At 67.1% G+C, this 15,265-nt stretch carries 16 protein-coding genes; 3 read left to right on the top strand and 13 right to left on the bottom strand.

Going from position 1 to position 15,265, the window contains the following annotated elements; translation table 11 throughout:
- Positions 1–31: 31 nt before the first annotated feature.
- Complete coding sequence (locus ABIE65_RS06655; protein WP_354076494.1) at positions 32–862, bottom strand: universal stress protein; 831 nt, start codon at positions 860–862, stop codon at positions 32–34.
- A gap of 163 nt (positions 863–1,025) precedes the next feature.
- Here ABIE65_RS06655 and ABIE65_RS06650 point away from each other — a divergent pair, with 163 nt between their 5' ends.
- Positions 1,026–1,217 carry a DUF465 domain-containing protein gene (locus ABIE65_RS06650; protein WP_354076492.1) on the top strand — a complete coding sequence of 64 codons (192 nt, stop codon included), beginning with the start codon at positions 1,026–1,028 and terminating at the stop codon, positions 1,215–1,217.
- Between the two features lie 43 nt (positions 1,218–1,260).
- Here the strand turns inward: ABIE65_RS06650 and ABIE65_RS06645 are convergent, their stop codons facing one another.
- Positions 1,261–2,355, bottom strand: coding sequence for an alpha-hydroxy acid oxidase (locus ABIE65_RS06645; RefSeq protein WP_354076490.1), 1,095 nt, complete (start codon positions 2,353–2,355; stop codon positions 1,261–1,263).
- 22 nt (positions 2,356–2,377) lie between these two features.
- Entirely contained in the window at positions 2,378–3,466 is a 1,089-nt protein-coding gene (locus ABIE65_RS06640) for an acyl-CoA dehydrogenase family protein (RefSeq protein WP_354076489.1), read from the bottom strand.
- A 182-nt stretch (positions 3,467–3,648) separates the two neighbouring features.
- Here ABIE65_RS06640 and ABIE65_RS06635 point away from each other — a divergent pair, with 182 nt between their 5' ends.
- On the top strand, positions 3,649–4,353 hold the full coding sequence (locus ABIE65_RS06635) for an OmpA family protein (protein ID WP_354076488.1): 705 nt from the start codon (positions 3,649–3,651) through the stop codon (positions 4,351–4,353).
- Positions 4,354–4,722: 369 nt separating this feature from the next.
- On the opposite strand, the gene ABIE65_RS06630 is transcribed toward ABIE65_RS06635, so the two are convergent.
- The 9 genes from ABIE65_RS06630 to ABIE65_RS06590 all read right to left on the bottom strand — a co-directional run bounded on the left by ABIE65_RS06630 (position 4,723) and on the right by ABIE65_RS06590 (position 13,935).
- Positions 4,723–6,171, bottom strand: a complete 1,449-nt coding sequence (locus ABIE65_RS06630; RefSeq protein WP_354076486.1) for a TrkH family potassium uptake protein — start codon at positions 6,169–6,171, stop codon at positions 4,723–4,725.
- Positions 6,172–6,203: 32 nt separating this feature from the next.
- Positions 6,204–7,127 carry an SMP-30/gluconolactonase/LRE family protein gene (locus ABIE65_RS06625; RefSeq protein ID WP_354076485.1) on the bottom strand — a complete coding sequence of 308 codons (924 nt, stop codon included), beginning with the start codon at positions 7,125–7,127 and terminating at the stop codon, positions 6,204–6,206.
- Between the two features lie 38 nt (positions 7,128–7,165).
- A complete protein-coding gene (gene der / locus ABIE65_RS06620; RefSeq protein ID WP_354076483.1) occupies positions 7,166–8,581 on the bottom strand; it encodes a ribosome biogenesis GTPase Der in 1,416 nt (471 codons plus the stop codon).
- 11 nt (positions 8,582–8,592) lie between these two features.
- Positions 8,593–9,918, bottom strand: a complete 1,326-nt coding sequence (locus tag ABIE65_RS06615) for an outer membrane protein assembly factor BamB family protein (RefSeq protein ID WP_354076481.1) — start codon at positions 9,916–9,918, stop codon at positions 8,593–8,595.
- Complete coding sequence (locus tag ABIE65_RS06610; protein ID WP_354076480.1) at positions 9,915–10,583, bottom strand: tetratricopeptide repeat protein; 669 nt, start codon at positions 10,581–10,583, stop codon at positions 9,915–9,917. The genes ABIE65_RS06615 and ABIE65_RS06610 overlap by 4 nt, the downstream gene beginning before the upstream one ends.
- 173 nt (positions 10,584–10,756) lie before the next feature.
- Positions 10,757–11,185: a MaoC family dehydratase gene (locus ABIE65_RS06605; RefSeq protein ID WP_354076478.1), complete on the bottom strand. Its 429-nt coding sequence runs from the start codon at positions 11,183–11,185 to the stop codon at positions 10,757–10,759.
- Entirely contained in the window at positions 11,182–12,621 is a 1,440-nt protein-coding gene (locus ABIE65_RS06600; protein ID WP_354076477.1) for an amidase, read from the bottom strand. Before ABIE65_RS06600 ends, ABIE65_RS06605 begins: the two co-directional genes overlap by 4 nt.
- A 67-nt stretch (positions 12,622–12,688) precedes the next feature.
- Complete coding sequence (locus ABIE65_RS06595; protein ID WP_354076475.1) at positions 12,689–13,015, bottom strand: chaperone modulator CbpM; 327 nt, start codon at positions 13,013–13,015, stop codon at positions 12,689–12,691.
- A complete protein-coding gene (locus ABIE65_RS06590) occupies positions 13,015–13,935 on the bottom strand; it encodes a DnaJ C-terminal domain-containing protein (protein WP_354076473.1) in 921 nt (306 codons plus the stop codon). The genes ABIE65_RS06595 and ABIE65_RS06590 overlap by 1 nt, the downstream gene beginning before the upstream one ends.
- 118 nt (positions 13,936–14,053) lie before the next feature.
- Between ABIE65_RS06590 and pdxH the strand changes: the two genes are divergently transcribed.
- On the top strand, positions 14,054–14,647 hold the full coding sequence (pdxH, locus tag ABIE65_RS06585; protein ID WP_354076472.1) for a pyridoxamine 5'-phosphate oxidase: 594 nt from the start codon (positions 14,054–14,056) through the stop codon (positions 14,645–14,647).
- A 9-nt stretch (positions 14,648–14,656) separates the two neighbouring features.
- Here pdxH and cobO read toward each other — a convergent pair whose 3' ends face one another.
- Complete coding sequence (gene cobO / locus ABIE65_RS06580; RefSeq protein ID WP_354076612.1) at positions 14,657–15,265, bottom strand: cob(I)yrinic acid a,c-diamide adenosyltransferase; 609 nt, start codon at positions 15,263–15,265, stop codon at positions 14,657–14,659.

Genomic DNA, 15,265 nt, shown 5'->3' with positions numbered 1-15,265 from the left:
GGGGTACGCTGAGCCGGGGTACGCGCCGTCCCTAGTGGGCCATCAGCACAGGCAGGGTTGCCTCGGCCAGGATATGGTGCGTCGCGCCGCCGAAGATCATCTGCCTCAGCCGGCTCTGGGTGTAGCCGCCCTTGAGCAGCAGGTCGGCGCCGAGCCTCGACGATTCCTCGAGGATCGCCTCCCCGACCGAACGGCCGTTTGGGGGAATGGTGACCGCGTCGACGGCGAATCCATGTCGGCGAAGCTTCGCCGCTACTTCCGTGCCGGTCGGCCCCGGAACCGTGCCGCCCTCTATCGTAAGGACGGTGATCTGCCGGGCCCGTGCCAGATAGGGCATGCCGTGCGCTATGGTCAGAGCCGTCTCCGTGCTGCCGTTCCAGGCGATCACGACTTCCTTGCCCAGGCCGACGGGAGGTGTCGGCGGTGCGATCAGGATGGGCCGGCCGGTTTCGAACAGCGCCGCTTCGAGGACCGAGACCGGCGGCGATGTCCGCGCCCGGGTCGGACGGCCGACGACGATGACGTCGAACAGGCGGCCATGGCCGCCGACATCGGTGTCCGACGCGTTCACCTGAAGCCAACTCGACGTGAAGCGCCCGCCGGCGTCGCGGTGCCGCCCCTGCAGATATCCCTCGAAGACCTCACGCGCGCGGCGGCCCCGCTCCGCCTCCTCCCGGTCGAAGTTCTCCAACAGCGCCGGCGACGCCGCCCCGAGGTCGTCGGCGGCAAGGACGGCGCTCGTATCCTGGCGCACGCGCAGCCCTTCGATGTGACCTTCGAACATCTCGGCGACGAGCACGGCGGTCTCGATCATCGACGGGAGGCCGTCCGATTCGTTCACAGGCACGAGGATATTCTTCACGTCGGCCTCCAGCAGCTATTTGACCCGCGCGTAGCGCTCGCTATGTCAACTGTATGACGGACGACTGAAGCTACCCGTCCGTCGCATTGCTGCCATGCACCAGGATCATGGCAGAGTCCCCGGCCACCGGTCAAACAGGACCGGAAAACGCAAGGAGAGACACATGGATTTGGCGGTTCGGCTCAATTCGCTCATGGCGAAGCACGCAGAAATCGAACGGGAAATCGAGACCGAGAACGCCAAACCGGCACCGGACGAAGTCCGGATGTCAGCCCTCAAAAAGCAGAAGCTCAAACTCAAGGACGAGATTACCGATCTCCAGCGGCGCAGCAGCCCCGCCGTAGCGTCGGCCTGACAACCGGGCCGTGCACCCCGGATCGGGGCGCACGGCCCACCGCTCAGCGATAGTCGCGTTCGTCGAGGCTGAGATGCGGGAACGCGCTGTGGACATGCGGCTCCACCACCGATGCGGCGGGGTGCAGGAAAGACCGGTCCAACTCGGCGAGACTGGCCACGCCGAGAAGGCCCATGCTCTCGACGATTTCCTCTTCCAGGAGTTCCAGCATTCGGACGACACCCGCCTGTCCGCCCGCGGCCATGCCGTAGCCGTACAGCCGACCGATGCCGACAGCGTCGGCGCCGACGGCGATCGCCTTCAAGATATCGGTGCCACGGCAGAAAGCGCCATCCACCATGACCTTCGCCCGCTTGGCGACCGCGTCGACCACCTCCGGCAGGACGTCGAAGGACCCGCGACCGTGATCGAGCTGGCGACCGCCATGGTTCGACACGTAGACGACATCGACCCCGTGCTCGCACGCGACCACGGCATCTTCCGCCGTCGCGATCCCCTTCAGGATCAGCGGCAGGTCATGCTGGTCCTTGAACCGCTTCACATGGTCCCAGGTCAGTCCGGCCTGATAGCTGAGGCCCGCGGCACGCGTGCGCCAGGGCTTCACGAAACGCCGTGCGATATCGCGCTCCCGGCGGCTATAGACGGCGGTATCGACGGTCAGGCAGAAGGCATTATATCCTGCCGCCTTAGCGCGGTGGACGTGGTCGTCGATCCAGGCGTCGTCGCCTCGGACATAGAGCTGAAAGATCTTCGGACCACTCGAAGCCTCCGCCGCGGGCTCGAGCCCCGGCTGGCATACCGAACTGACGATATGGAACACGCCGAATTCGCCCGCCGCCTTGGCGCCGGTCGCGGCGCCGCCGGCATCGAAGGATTCGAGCCCGCCGATCGGCGCCAGTGCCACCGGCAGTCGCGTCTTCACGCCGAAGAGGCTCGACGAGCAGTCGATCGACGAGACGTCACGCAGGACGCGCGGACGGAAGGCCACCGTGTCCAGTGCGTGCCGGTTGCGCCGGACAGTCGTCTCCGACTCGGTTCCGCCGATCAGATAGTCCCATGTGTGCAGCGGCAGCTTCAGGCGCGCCGCGCGCACGATTTCGTGCAGGTTGAGGAATCCCTCTCCGGCGTCGTTCAGCATCTTTTCCTCCAGAATGTCGGCGTCAATCTACCCGCCCGAGCCGCGCATCGGCCAGCCCCCGGAGCCGGCTGCGCTCGACATAGCGCGCGATTCCCAGAATGACGCCCATGTCAGCCGCAAAACGGGACAGTACCGGGTCTTCGGACAGGCCGGTCCGTTCGCGGATGCCATCGAGAATCGATTGGGCATCACGAGCGATCCCGACGACGGCGAGGAGCAGCGGCTGCCGCGCCGTGGGATCGGCGGCGAAAGCCGCACGACGCAGCGCGCGAAGCCCGTCGGCACGAGCGAGGAGGCCGCCGACAGCCTCGCGATCCTCCTCGCCCAGGCTGGCCCGCTCGGCGATCAGATCCACCTGCGCGAGAATCGCGCCGACCAGCGGCCCCAATCGCAGAAGGTCCTCGACGTCCCGCAAGGGCTGGGCGACGGCGCGATAGGCGTCGTGCAACGGCGCCAGCACAGCGTCGTCACCAACTTCGCAGCCGTCGAGTATCAGCCCACAGTGCCCGGCCGGCAGAAGCCTCTCGCCGACATGGCCTTCGCCGAAGCCGAGACCGGGCGTATCGCGCTCGACGAGGAACACGCTGTAGCGCTTTCGGCCGCCGTCCTCGCCACTGACGGCGAGGACCGCGAACAGGCTGGCAAGCGGCCCGTTCGTCACATAGGCCTTTCGACCATCGAGGCGCCAGCGACCGCCTGCGCGAGTCGCGCGGGTGGCGAGGTGCTTGGGGTGCGCGCCGACCCCGGGCTCGGATATCGCCACGGCCACCGTCGTCTCGCCCGCCGCCAGTCGCGGCAGCCATTTTTCCTTCTGGGCTTCGTTCGCAAACCCGAACAGGTACCGGGTGAGCGTGTTGTGGCCTTGCCAGATGGTGGAGACCCCGAGATTGCGGCCGACGGCGACGAGGATTTCGCCCAGCGCCGCCTGCTCCTCCGGCTGAACGTCGGTGCCGCCGAAGGCGCTCGGCACGCCGAGTCCCATCAGTCCAGCATCGCCCAGCGCGCGCCAGACATCGGGCGGCAACTCATGCAGCGTCGCCAGATCGGGACGCGGGCGTACCTGCTCCGACGCGAATGCCGTCATTCGCGCGCGGAGATCCAGCGTCGTCATCGTATCACGCCGTGGAGACGCAAAATCATCGCCCCTGCCCAACCTATGCCTCGCCGCTCCAGCCGTGCACTATACGGGGCACGGACCGGCGCGCAATTCGCGGAACCGGCCACCACCGGCCACGTTGTCCGCTGAATGTCGCTCCCCACGCAGAATCCTGGATGATCCGGATGGCTAGACCGATGATGGCCGCAGCGGCGGCGTTCTCGCTCCTGGCTTGCGCCGGCGCTGTCAAGGCTCAGGATTGCGCGGGAGAGGCGACCGCGATGCAGCAGCGATTGTCGACGATGCCGGCAGAGGCCGCGCGGCGCGAGGCGGGTGTCCTTGCGCAGGCAGCGGCCGCATTTGCCGATCTGGACAACGAGAGTGCCTGCCGCCGTGCCCTCGCGGAAGCCCAGCGGGTTATCGAACAGCCGCGCCCGCCCGCCGCGACGGCGGCCACCGCGCCGAGTCCCGCCATGGAGACACCCGCGCCAGCTGCGGCATCAGCTGGATCGGGAGCCGCGGCCGAGGCGCCGCTCGCCTCCGCTGGTTCCCGACCCCCGCCTGTTTCGACGGTGCCAGAACCGACGGCGGTATACTTCGGCATCGGCGCCTCGTCTCTCGATGCCGCCGCCCGGCGCGCGATCACGCCCCTCGCAGAGCGCGCGGCAGCAGACGGCCTGCAGGTACGGCTGCGCGGCTTCACCGATTCGACCGGTTCACGAGAACTCAACCTCGCCCTGTCGCGCAAGCGCGTCGAGAGCGTTGCCGCGGCCTTCAAGAAAGCGGGCGTGCCGGGGGATCGGATCGCCATGGACTGGGAGGGCATCGACCCTGCCCTGCCCGATCAGTCGAACCGGTCTGCGGAGAAGAGCAGACGCGTCGAGATCGAACTCGCACGCTGACCGCACAGGCGCGATGCCACCTCGACATTTCGGAGAACTGTGGGCACGCTGCCGCTGCGTCAATCCAGCAGAGCCGCCGCATGCCGACCGACGATCTCGAACGTGAGATTCGTGATCTCTCCGCCCGTATCCTGGAAGCGGGTCGCCGATCAGGTGAACGCGCCGCGACAGACCGGATCGTCGCTCTCGTGCGTCAGGCGGTGGGCGGAACGTCTGGCCAGTCGCCAGCCGTCCACCCTCCGCCGGAATTCTCTCGGGCGGAGCCTTCGACGCCGTCGCCTGTGCCGCCGACGGGCGGCGTGAATGGCGCGGGTCCCCGCGGCGAGCGGCTGCCGCCCTATTGGCGCCCGCGCTGACCGCAACCCACCCTCAGCCGCGCCAGAATGCCGGCGTGAGCAGCACCAGGATCGTAAAGAATTCCAGGCGGCCGAGCAGCATTCCCAGGGAAAGGAGCCACTTCGCCCCATCCGGCAACGGCTGAAAGTTGCCTACGGGCCCGATGATTGGGCCAAGCCCGGGGCCGACATTGGAGACGGCGGTGGCGGCGCCACTCGCCGCGGTGATGAAATCGAGCCCCTGCAGCGAGAGGCCGGCCGACAACAGCGCGACCACGGCCACGTACAGGAAAATAAAGACCGAGACGGAGACGATGACATCCTCGCCGAGGGGGCGGCCACCGAATTTCCGCACGAACACGGTGTTCGGGTGCGCCAGCCGCTTGATCTGCGCCGCAAGCAGGATCCCGCCCACCAGAAACCGGAAGACCTTGATGCCGCCGGAGGTGGATCCCGTACAGCCACCGGCGAAGGTCAGGAAGAAGAAGGCGAGAACGGCGAACCCACCCCACTGGCTGTAGTCGGTCGAGGCAAAGCCGGTCGTCGTGACCACGGAAACGACATTGAGGGCGGTGTGGCGGAACGCCGTGTATGGGTTCATGCCCTGGTGTAGCCACAGCCAGAGAACGATCACCATCACGACGATCGCGAGCGCCCCGACGAGTGCGCGAACCTGCGGGTCACGCCAGAGGGCCGCGGGCTCTCCCCTCAGTGCCTGAACGTAGAGAACGAAGGGTATGCCGCCGGCCAGCATGAAGATCGTGGCGACCGCGTCGACCCAAGCGCTGTCGAAATACGCCAGCGAGCTGTCCGACGTCGAGAAACCGCCGGTGGACAGGGTGGTCATCGCATGCGTGATCGCCTCGAACGCATCCATCCCCGCAACCCAGTAGCAGGCGGCGCAGAGGGCGGAGAGGCCGAGATAGGCGCCGCCGATTCCACCGACGATCTGGGCCGGACGCGGCAGGATCTTTGCCGAGCGGTCGGAGGACTCCATCCGGAACAGCTGCATTCCGCCGACGCGCAGGAACGGCAACATGGCGATGGCCATGGCGATGATCCCGAGACCGCCGACCCATTGTAGCAGAGCGCGCCAGAGGAGGATGCCCGGCGGCATGTGGTCCAGCCCGACGAGGATGGTCGACCCCGTCGTTGTCAGACCGGAAACGGCCTCGAAGTAGGCGTCGACGAAGCGAAGGTCGAGTTCGCCGAAGGTGAATGGCACCGCGGCAAAGGCGGGCAGCGCGATCCAACTCGCCGCCGTCAGCAGAAAGCCCTGCTTGAGGTCGAGCAGCATGCTCTTGCTGTGATTGACGAGGACGAGCGTGCCGCCGACGAAGAGGCATATCAGCGCGCCGGCGACGAACACCTCCCAGTCCGGATTGTTCAGAGCGGCGTCGACCAGGGCCGGGACGACCATGGTCGCCCCGAGGCCACTGACGAACAGTCCCAGAATGTAGAGAACCGGCCTGAAGTCGGGCATGTGCCTTGCGCCTGTGGCGGCCCTGCCGGCCGTCAGGCCTGATGGGAGAAGAGCATCAGGCCAGGGACCGGCAACTCCGCACGCAGGATGGTACCGGTCTCGGATTCGGTTATGTAGAGAGTCCGATTTTCGGGGCCGCCAAACGCCACGTTCGTCGTCGACAATCCGGTGCAGGAATTGACCCGCCAGCGCGGCTGGCCGAGCTTGTCGAATACCCAGATGCAGCCCATGCCCACGTGGGAAACGAGCAAGCCCCCGTCGGCCGTCATCGCCATCCCGTCAGGCCCCCCGCCGCCGGAGAGCTGGATGAAGGTCCCGACCTTGGACACCCCGCCGTCGGCCATCATCGGCATCCGCCACACCGCGTTCGCCCGCGTGACCGCGACGTAGACGATCTTTCCCGAGGGATCGATGGCAATCCCGTTCGGGCTCGGGATGGTGTCGATCAGGCAGTCGAGCCGGCCGTCCGGGGACAGTCGGAACACCCGCCCCGTCGGATCCTGATGGCCGGTCTGACCCTGGTCGGTGAAATACATCTCTCCGGCCGCACCGAAGATCAGGTCGTTGCAACCCTTGAACCGCTCCAGTCGGTAGCGGTCGCACCAGGGCGTGACCGATCCGGTGTCCGGATCCAGCAACATGATCCCGTTCTTGTAGTCGGCGACGAAGATCCGGCCATCGCGATGGATCTTCAGGCCGTTCGGCTCGCCGTCATACTCCGCGATCAACGATGTCGCGCCGGCCGGCGTGATGCGGAAGATGCGGCCCCACGGAATATCCACGACATAGAGATTGCCATCGGCGTCGAACGCCGGACCTTCGAGGAAGCTGTCGATCGCCTGTCCCGCGCGATTGGTATCCGCCCATACCGTGCGTTCGCGACGGGTGCGGAAATTGCTCGGAAGATCGACGAAGACTTCCGTTTCGATCACTTCGGGGGGCGCGAAGAGAGACATCGGCAGGTCGGCTCACCTTGTGATACGCGGGTGGACGATCAGTCCGCGAAGGGGTTTCGACCCTTCCGCATCGTTATGCGGATCGGTACCCCGCGCAAGCCGAAAGCTTCCCGCAATCCATTGATCAGATAACGGAGATAGGATTCGGGCACGTCCTTCGGGCGGGTCGTGAACAGCATGAAGGTGGGCGGCCGGCGCTTGATCTGGGTGATGTAGCGCAGCTTCAGGCGCCGCCCGTCCACCAGCGGCGGCGGATGCTGCTCCAGCATGTCGCCGAACCAGCGGTTCAGCGCGCCGGTCGGAATGCGCCGGTTCCACAGCGCGTAGATGTCGAGGACCGATCTCATCAACCGGTCGAGCCGGCGTCCCGTGATCGCGGAGAGGGTGACCACGGGCACCCCGCGCAGCTGTGCCAGCGAGGTCTGCAAGCGATCCTCGATCTCGGCCAGCGTCTTGGCCCCGTCGTCGACTAGATCCCACTTGTTGACCGCGATCACGAGCGCGCGTCCTTCGTCGGCCACCATGCGGGCGATGACCAGATCCTGCCGATCCATGCCCTCGATCGCATCGATCACCAGCACGACGACCTGCGCGAAGCGGATGGCGCGCAACGTGTCCTCGACCGACATCTTCTCGATCGCTTCGTACACGCGGGCGCGGCGGCGCATGCCGGCCGTGTCGATGAGGCGGAACGCCTGCCCCTCCCACTGCCATGCGACGGCGATCGAATCGCGGGTGACCCCCGGCTCCGGGCCGGTCAAGACTCGCTCCTCTCCGAGCAGGCGATTGACCAGCGTCGACTTGCCGACGTTCGGCCGGCCGACGATGGCAAGCTGGATGGGAATTGCCGGATCCGCCGTCCCGTCGTCGGCCTCGTCCGAATCCGGGTCGACTGCGTCCGGATCGATCGCACCGTCGGCAGCGTCTTCGGCCGACGCTTCGTCGACATTCGGTTCCGCCGGCCGCAGGTGGGGAACGAGTGCCTGATACAGCTCGGCCATCCCCTCGCCATGAGCCGCGGAGATCGGCACCGGCTCGCCGAGGCCGAGTTCAAATGCCTCGTAGTAGCCGATGTTTCCGGCGTTGCCCTCGCACTTGTTGGCGACGAGCAGGACGGGTATGGGCCGTTCGCGGAGCCATTCGCCGAAGTGTCTGTCGATCGGCGTCAGGCCGGTTCGCGCGTCGATCAGGAACAGCACCAGATCCGCGCCTGCGAGCGCGCGCTCCGTCTGGAAGCGCATCCCCTGCTCGACCTCGGTAACCAGCGCCTCGTCGAGCCCGGCCGTATCGATGACCCGGAAGTGCAGGTCGGACACACGCCCGTCCCCCTCGCGCCGATCGCGGGTGACACCCGGAGTGTCGGCGACGATCGCCAGCTTCTTACCGACGAGACGGTTGAAGAGCGTCGACTTGCCGACGTTCGGCCGTCCGATGATGGCGACCGTGGCGGTCATCCCGGGGCCTGTCAGCGGTAGGCCGAAAGTGTGCCGTCCCCGGAGAGGACGAACATCGTGCCGCCGGCGACGACCGGCGGGACGGTGGCACCGCTCGGCAGGGCCAGATCGTTCACCTGTTCCCCTGTGGCCGGCGAGAAGAACACCGCGCGGCCCAGCGAGTTGACCAGAATCAGGTTCCCACCAGCGAGCACAGGTCCGGCCCAGACGATCGGGTCGCTACGATCCTTCGGATCCTCGAAGCGCGGCAGCGGATTGACCCACCGAACACGCCCTTCTGCGGCGACGAGCGCCAGCAGTTCGTTCCGATTGGTGAGCATGAAGACGAAGTCGCCGGCTGCCCAGGGCATCTCTACCCCACCGAAGTCACGGTCCCAGATACGCATGCCGGACCGCAGGTCGATCGCCACCGACCGGCCGCTGTGACTGGTAGCGAACACGAGACCGCGGTAGGCGACGGGATGCCCGCGGATCGCCGCCAGCTCTGAGACGACGTCGGCACGCCGCAGGGCCGCCAGACTGTCCGTCCAGACCATCCGCCCGTTGTCTTCGCGCAGGCCAAAGACCTCGCCGGAGTTGTAAGGCACCACGACCGCACCGCGGCTGACCGCCGGGCTGGCGCCGCCGAGAACGGATGCCGTCTCGGCAATCCCGGTGTGCGTCCAGACGGGCTGACCCGTGGCAGCGTCCAGTGCCTCCGTCCGACTGTCCACCGTGACGGCATAGACCCTGCCTTCGGCAACGGTCGGTGCAGCCCGGATCGGGGTTGGAAGGGTCCGGCTCCAGATCGGGTCCCCGGTGGCGGCATCCAATGCCGCTACGCCACCGTAACCGGTGGTGACGTAAACGCGGTCACCGACTGCGGCAACGCCACCGCCGAAGCCGCCCTCGCCATTCTCTGGCCGCATGCTGCGGCTCCAGAGCCGCTCACCGTCGGCCGCGCTGACCGCGCTCACATTGGTCTCGGCATCCATCGCGAAGACGCGACCGTTGGCGACGACCGGTGCCGACAGGATGTGGGCGCCGCGGCCCGTTCCTTCGCCGACGCTCACCTGCCAGATCCGGGTCGGCGACGGCGCGAGCTGGGCATGAACGGGTGCGTGATCGGGCGTGCCCCCCGCCTGGGGCCAATCGGGGTTCAACGCCGCAGGCGGGAGCACGACATCCAGCTGCGCCACCGCAGGGTCGGGCGCCACGGCCACGTCGCTGCGGAGTACGGCGATCCGATCCCCCGGCAGAGGAGGTTCGCTCTCACCGTCGAACCAGGACCCGATTCCGCATCCCGTAAGCGCGAGACCGACGATGCAGAGCGGCAGGAGCCTGCTGTACCTGATCATCCCGCCACCGTGGTCTGCGTAGCGCCGCCGAAGATCCGATAGAGCCGGTCGACACGGTCACGCATCGGCAGGGGGAGTTCCGCACTTTCGTCGCGCAGCACACTCAAACTTTCGAGCGCCTTCGCGTCATCGCCTGCGCGGTGGTGCAGCAGCGCCGTCAGTTCGATTGCGCTGAAGCGGAGCGGACTCGAGGCGGTGAGAGGCTGCAACCGTTCAATCAGTGCCTGCGGGTCCTCGGTTTCGAAGCCGTGCAGCGCGAGCAGGACAACAGCAAGGTCCTTATACGGTGCGCGAACCGAGTCATCGTCCGCGATACGTCGATAAACGGCCACGGCGGCAGCCGTATCGCCTTGCTCCGCCTGGACGGCGGCCAACTGCAATTCGGCAAGAAGCGGATAGCTGGCGACGCCGCTTGCCGCCAGTGCGTCGAGGGTCGCGGTGGCAGGATCGACGTTCCCCGCCTCCGCACTCTGCAACGCCTGTGCAAAGCGGGCACCGTCTGCCTGGAGTTGCGACTCGCGCCACTCGCGCCAACCGACCCACGCTGCGGTAGCCACGATCACGAGAAGAGCGGCGGCGACGATATACGTCCCATACTTCTGCCAGATCCGTTCCGCGCTTTCGCGGCGCAGGTCCTCATCGACTTCGCGGAAGATGTCTGCCACGCGTTCCTCTGCTCCTCGACCGGCGAAGGCCGGCAACATAGACCTGCAGCCTGGGGTTCGCAAACGCGGCCCAGGAGTCCCATCGCCCGATCACCCAGAATTGGCGAGCGGTCAGCGGGCTGATATGGCGTCGATGGCTGCCGTCCGCCATCCCTGCGCGTATCCGCGCCGATCTAAGCCCGGGCAGGAACCATCACCACGGCCTCGCCGTCGACGACCACCGTGTCACCCACGGTACACTTCGTCTCGAGCGTCGCCCGCCGGCGCTTGGCATCGAGCGCCGTTACCGTCGCACGCGCGCGGACGGTGTCTCCGATCCGCACCGGTGCCCGGAACCTCAGCGACTGACTGAGATAGATCGCGCCGGGCCCTGGCATGCGTGCGCCCAGGACCGCGGACAGAAAGGCAGCCGTCAGCATGCCATGGGCGATCCGCCCCTTGAACATGGTGCGCGACGCATAGTCGTGATCGAGGTGCACGGGGTTGGTGTCGCCGGAGATGCCGGCGAAGAGAACGATGTCGGCGTCCGTCACCGTCTTCGCGAAGCTCGATGTCGTTCCGATCTCGAGGTCCTCGAAATCCCAGCCGCCTGCCTCGTTCATGCGCGCGCCTCCCGCGGGTCGATCGGAAGCTGCCTGTGCAGCCCCAGAATGCTCTCCAACGTCGCTGCGGCCTGGATGATCCCCGCCTCGTCGCGCGGCTTGCCGACGATCTGCAACCCGACCGGCCGGCCGTCACGGGTGAAGCCCGCGGGGATAGCGATCACCGGGGCACCGATCAGCACCGTCGCGCAGCAGGGGGCGATCCAGGGAAAGTCGAACTCGAGACTGTTCGCTTCGGCATTGCCGGGGCTGCGCTCTTCGATCCCGAACGGCGGCGTTCCGAGGGTGGGCGTGACGATGACGTCGAATGTCTCGAACGCCGCTGCCGCCTTCGTGACGAGCCTGCCGCGGCCGCGCTCGGCGCGAACAATGTCGTCGACGGTGAATCGCTTGGCGTTTTCGACCGACGCGACGAGACCGGCGAACGCCCGGTCGCGGTTGCCCTCGGCATATTGCTGGCGGTCGCCAAGGACGCTCATCGGATAGAGGATCGAGTAAATGTCGGGGGTTTCGGAGAGGTCGAAATCGGCCTCATCGACGCTGGCGCCCGCCTCGGCGAACCGCTTCGCCGCCGCGGCGCAGATCTCAGCGACCTCGGGATCGATCTTCGCGTAGCCGAGGTCGACGCTGAAGCCGACGCGCAGCGGCACTTTCGGCTCCGCCGCAAGCTTGGCGAAGGGCACGACGGGGTCAGGCAAGCTCAGTGGATCGCCCTGCCACCAGCCGGCCATGGCGTCGAGGAAGAGGGCGCAGTCGGCTACGGTCCGTGCCATCGGCCCCTGCACCGCCAGAGGATTGAAGGCACGCGAGGTAACGCCGCGCGGCACCCGGCCCGCCGACGGGCGCAGGCCCACGACCCCGCAGAAGGAGGCCGGTATCCGGAGCGACCCGCCGATATCCGAGCCGTGACCCAGCCACACCTCGCCCGAGGCGACCGCTGCCGCTCCGCCGCCCGACGATCCGCCGGCGTGAAGGCGCGTATCCCAGGGTGTGCGCGTCGTCCCGTGCAGCCGGTTCCAGGTGACCGGCAGTGCGCCGAACTCCGGGCTCGCCGACTTCGCGACGACGATGCCACCGCGCGCCTCGAGGCGCTTAACCAGCACGTCCGAGGTCTTCGAGACATTGTCTGCGTAGACTGGGGAGCCGCCATAGGTGTTCAGCGTCCCCTCGACGTCCATCAGATCCTTGATGGCGATCGGCAGGCCCGCGAGCCAGCCCGGATGGTCCTGTTGCTCCCTGCCCTTGCCGGATGCCAGCTGCTTCGCATGGTCGCGCGCCCGGTCGTAGCAACGGATCGGCAGGGCGTTGACCTGGTCGTCGACCGCTTCGATGCGCGCCGCGGCGGCCTCCACCAGATCGAGCGGGGTGATCTCGCCACGCTTCAACAGGGTGACCGCATCGGTCGCGGTCAGGCGGATCAGATCGGATTCAGACATCGGAAAACGGCCTCCGGGCGGTGCGTCGTCCGGTCAACCATGCGCAATGCCGGCGCACGAATCCAGATCAGTCGCTCTCTTCACCGAGCAGTCTGGCCAGAACGGCGTTCCGCTGGTCTTCCGGCAGCTCCGCAACCGCCGCACCGATCATCCGCAGACTGCGGTGCAGTGCGTTGGCCCGGTCCAGAAGCGCCAGCACGACGGGCATTGCGTCAGGGCCGATGTCGAGGTCGCGGTTCAACTCGACGATCAGCCTGACGCGCGCGACGTCGACCTCGGCGAACAGCCAACGCCCGTCCTCCTCCGCCGGGAGAACCCAGCGTTCCTCGATCCAGGTGACCAACTCTGTCCGACGCACGCCGGCGAGCCGGACGACATCGTCGATGTCGAGCATCAGTCCATTCCGACTTTGGCACGCACGTCGTATGGGTGCTTCTTCGCCCAATCCTCGACGAACGCACGCAGATCCGCGTCCGGCCGTTCAGGCAGGACGACCCGAAGCTTCACGAACTGGTCGCCGCGCACGCCGCGACCGTTGTCCTGGATTCCCTTGCCGCGCAGGCGAAGCGTGTCGCCGGTGTTCGAGCCGGCGGGCACCGTGAGATTCACCTTCCCGTCGATGGTGGGCACCGTCACGCGCCCGCCGAGAACCGCCTCGGGCAGCGTGATGGGCACCTCGGCGTGCACGTCGAATCCGTCACGGCGAAACCAGGGGTGAGGTGTCACCTCGAGTTCGACCAGGACATCGCCGGCCGGTCCGCCGGCCGCACCTTCCATTCCCTGGCCCGCGAGGCGAAGAACCTGCCCGGAGGTCGCGGCGACGGGAATGCGCATGTCGAGGCTGCGCCCGCTCGGCAACGTCACCCGGCGAGAGCCGCCGAGTGCCGCGGTCACGAAGTCTACCGCCAGCCGCATCGATACGTCGGCACCCCGGCGCCGCATGCGTCCCCCTCCACGCGCACCGCGCGCCCGGTCGCCGAAGAGTTCGCTGAAGAGGTCGGACGGATCGAACCCGGCGCCACCCTGCGCTTCGTAGCGGGCTCCCGCCGCACTCTCGGCGTGCGAACGCCAGAAGCTCTGCTCCGGGCGCTCGTTGCCGGCGGCGTCGATCTCACCCCGATCGAAGCGCGCCCGCTTCTCCGCATCCGACAGCAAGTCGTAAGCGCCCGAGACCTCCTTGAACTGCAGCTCGATCTTGGCGTCGCCCGGATTGAGGTCCGGGTGCAGCTTCTTCGCGAGCTTTCGGTAGGCCTTCTTGATGTCGTCGGGGCTCGCCGTGCGCGGCACGCCCAACACGTCGTAAGGATCTCTCATCGCCTCGATCCGCCGCAGAGGATGCGGCAAGAGTCGCCGTTTCAGTAAGCTCTAACAAGTGGTAGCGATTGGACCACCGGACAAGCGGCCGGCGGCGCAGCTAAGGAACCCCCGTCCAATGTACGACATGGTCGTCGACGACCCGTATACGCTCTTCGAATCCTGGTACGAGGAGGCGAAGCAATCGGAGCCGACCTATCCCGACGCGATGACGGTAACGACGGTCGGCGAAAACGGCATGCCCTCGGCGCGGATCCTGCTCCTGAAGGGGCTCGATCGCCGCGGCTTCGTCTTCTACACGAACCAGCGCAGCCGCAAGGGCCAGCAACTTGCCGGGAATCCCAACTGCGCGCTCTGCTTCTTCTGGAAGACGCTCGACAGGCAGGTCCGGGTCGAGGGCACGGTGGCGCCCGTCTCCGAAGCGGAAGCGGATGCATATTACGCGACCAGGCCACGCGGCAGCCAGATCGGCGCGTGGGCGTCCGACCAATCGCAGCCGCTGGAGAGCCGCGCCGTGCTGGAGGCGCGGATCGCGGACCTGGAAAAGCGATTCGGCGACGCCCCGGTGCCGCGACCGGCGCATTGGTCGGGCTATCGCGTCTCGCCCGTGCGCATCGAGTTCTGGCGCGAGGGCAAGTACCGTCTGCACGACCGGATCGTCTACGAACCGGATGGCAACGGCGGCTGGACGACGATGCAGCTGTTTCCCTGAGCCAACCGCTCAGAACTCGATTCCGGCCTGGGGTTTCACCCCGGACCGGAACGGGTGCTTCACCACCTCGATCTCGCTCACCAGATCGGCGATCTCGATCAACTCGTCCTTGGCATTGCGGCCCGTGACGATGACATGTGTGTCCGCCGGCTTCGAACGGAGTGTGTCGAGGACCTCGTCGAGGGGCAGGTAGTCGTACCGCAGGACGATGTTCAACTCGTCGAGCAGGACCATCCTGTAGGACGGATCGGCGATCATCGCCTTGGCCTTGTCCCAGGCTTCGCGCGCCGCCGCGATGTCGCGCTGGCGATCCTGGGTTTCCCAGGTGAAGCCGTCGCCCATGGCGACCATCGTCACCTGGTCGGGGAATGCCGAAAGCAGCTTGCGCTCGCCCGTCTCCCGCCTGCCCTTCACGAACTGCACGACGCCGACCCTGAAGCCGTGGCCGACGGCGCGGCAGACCATGCCGAAGGCGGCCGTGGACTTGCCCTTGCCCTTGCCGGTGTTGACGATCAGCAGCCCCTTCTCGATCGTCTTCGTGGCCATGATCTTGTCGCGGGCCGCCTTCTTCTTCGCCATCTTCTCCGCGTGGCGCAGATCGATCTCCGCCTCGGTCAT

It is taken from the genome of Constrictibacter sp. MBR-5, assembly GCF_040549485.1.
Classification (GTDB): domain Bacteria; phylum Pseudomonadota; class Alphaproteobacteria; order JAJUGE01; family JAJUGE01; genus Constrictibacter.
Note: the sequence above shows the minus strand (reverse complement) of the source record. Positions and strands in the feature narration are given on the sequence as shown.

Excerpts from the sequence above, each read along its gene's own strand:
- ABIE65_RS06650 (WP_354076492.1), top strand. The coding sequence starts at position 1,026 with ATGGATTTGGCGGTTCGGCTCAATTCGCTCATGGCGAAGCACGCAGAA.
- ABIE65_RS06645 (WP_354076490.1), bottom strand. The coding sequence starts at position 2,355 with ATGCTGAACGACGCCGGAGAGGGATTCCTCAACCTGCACGAAATCGTG.
- ABIE65_RS06640 (WP_354076489.1), bottom strand. The coding sequence starts at position 3,466 with ATGACGACGCTGGATCTCCGCGCGCGAATGACGGCATTCGCGTCGGAG.
- ABIE65_RS06635 (WP_354076488.1), top strand. The coding sequence starts at position 3,649 with ATGATGGCCGCAGCGGCGGCGTTCTCGCTCCTGGCTTGCGCCGGCGCT.
- ABIE65_RS06630 (WP_354076486.1), bottom strand. The coding sequence starts at position 6,171 with ATGCCCGACTTCAGGCCGGTTCTCTACATTCTGGGACTGTTCGTCAGT.
- ABIE65_RS06625 (WP_354076485.1), bottom strand. The coding sequence starts at position 7,127 with ATGTCTCTCTTCGCGCCCCCCGAAGTGATCGAAACGGAAGTCTTCGTC.
- der (WP_354076483.1), bottom strand. The coding sequence starts at position 8,581 with ATGACCGCCACGGTCGCCATCATCGGACGGCCGAACGTCGGCAAGTCG.
- ABIE65_RS06615 (WP_354076481.1), bottom strand. The coding sequence starts at position 9,918 with ATGATCAGGTACAGCAGGCTCCTGCCGCTCTGCATCGTCGGTCTCGCG.
- ABIE65_RS06605 (WP_354076478.1), bottom strand. The coding sequence starts at position 11,185 with ATGAACGAGGCAGGCGGCTGGGATTTCGAGGACCTCGAGATCGGAACG.
- ABIE65_RS06600 (WP_354076477.1), bottom strand. The coding sequence starts at position 12,621 with ATGTCTGAATCCGATCTGATCCGCCTGACCGCGACCGATGCGGTCACC.
- ABIE65_RS06595 (WP_354076475.1), bottom strand. The coding sequence starts at position 13,015 with ATGCTCGACATCGACGATGTCGTCCGGCTCGCCGGCGTGCGTCGGACA.
- ABIE65_RS06590 (WP_354076473.1), bottom strand. The coding sequence starts at position 13,935 with ATGAGAGATCCTTACGACGTGTTGGGCGTGCCGCGCACGGCGAGCCCC.
- pdxH (WP_354076472.1), top strand. The coding sequence starts at position 14,054 with ATGTACGACATGGTCGTCGACGACCCGTATACGCTCTTCGAATCCTGG.
- cobO (WP_354076612.1), bottom strand. The coding sequence starts at position 15,265 with ATGACCGAGGCGGAGATCGATCTGCGCCACGCGGAGAAGATGGCGAAG.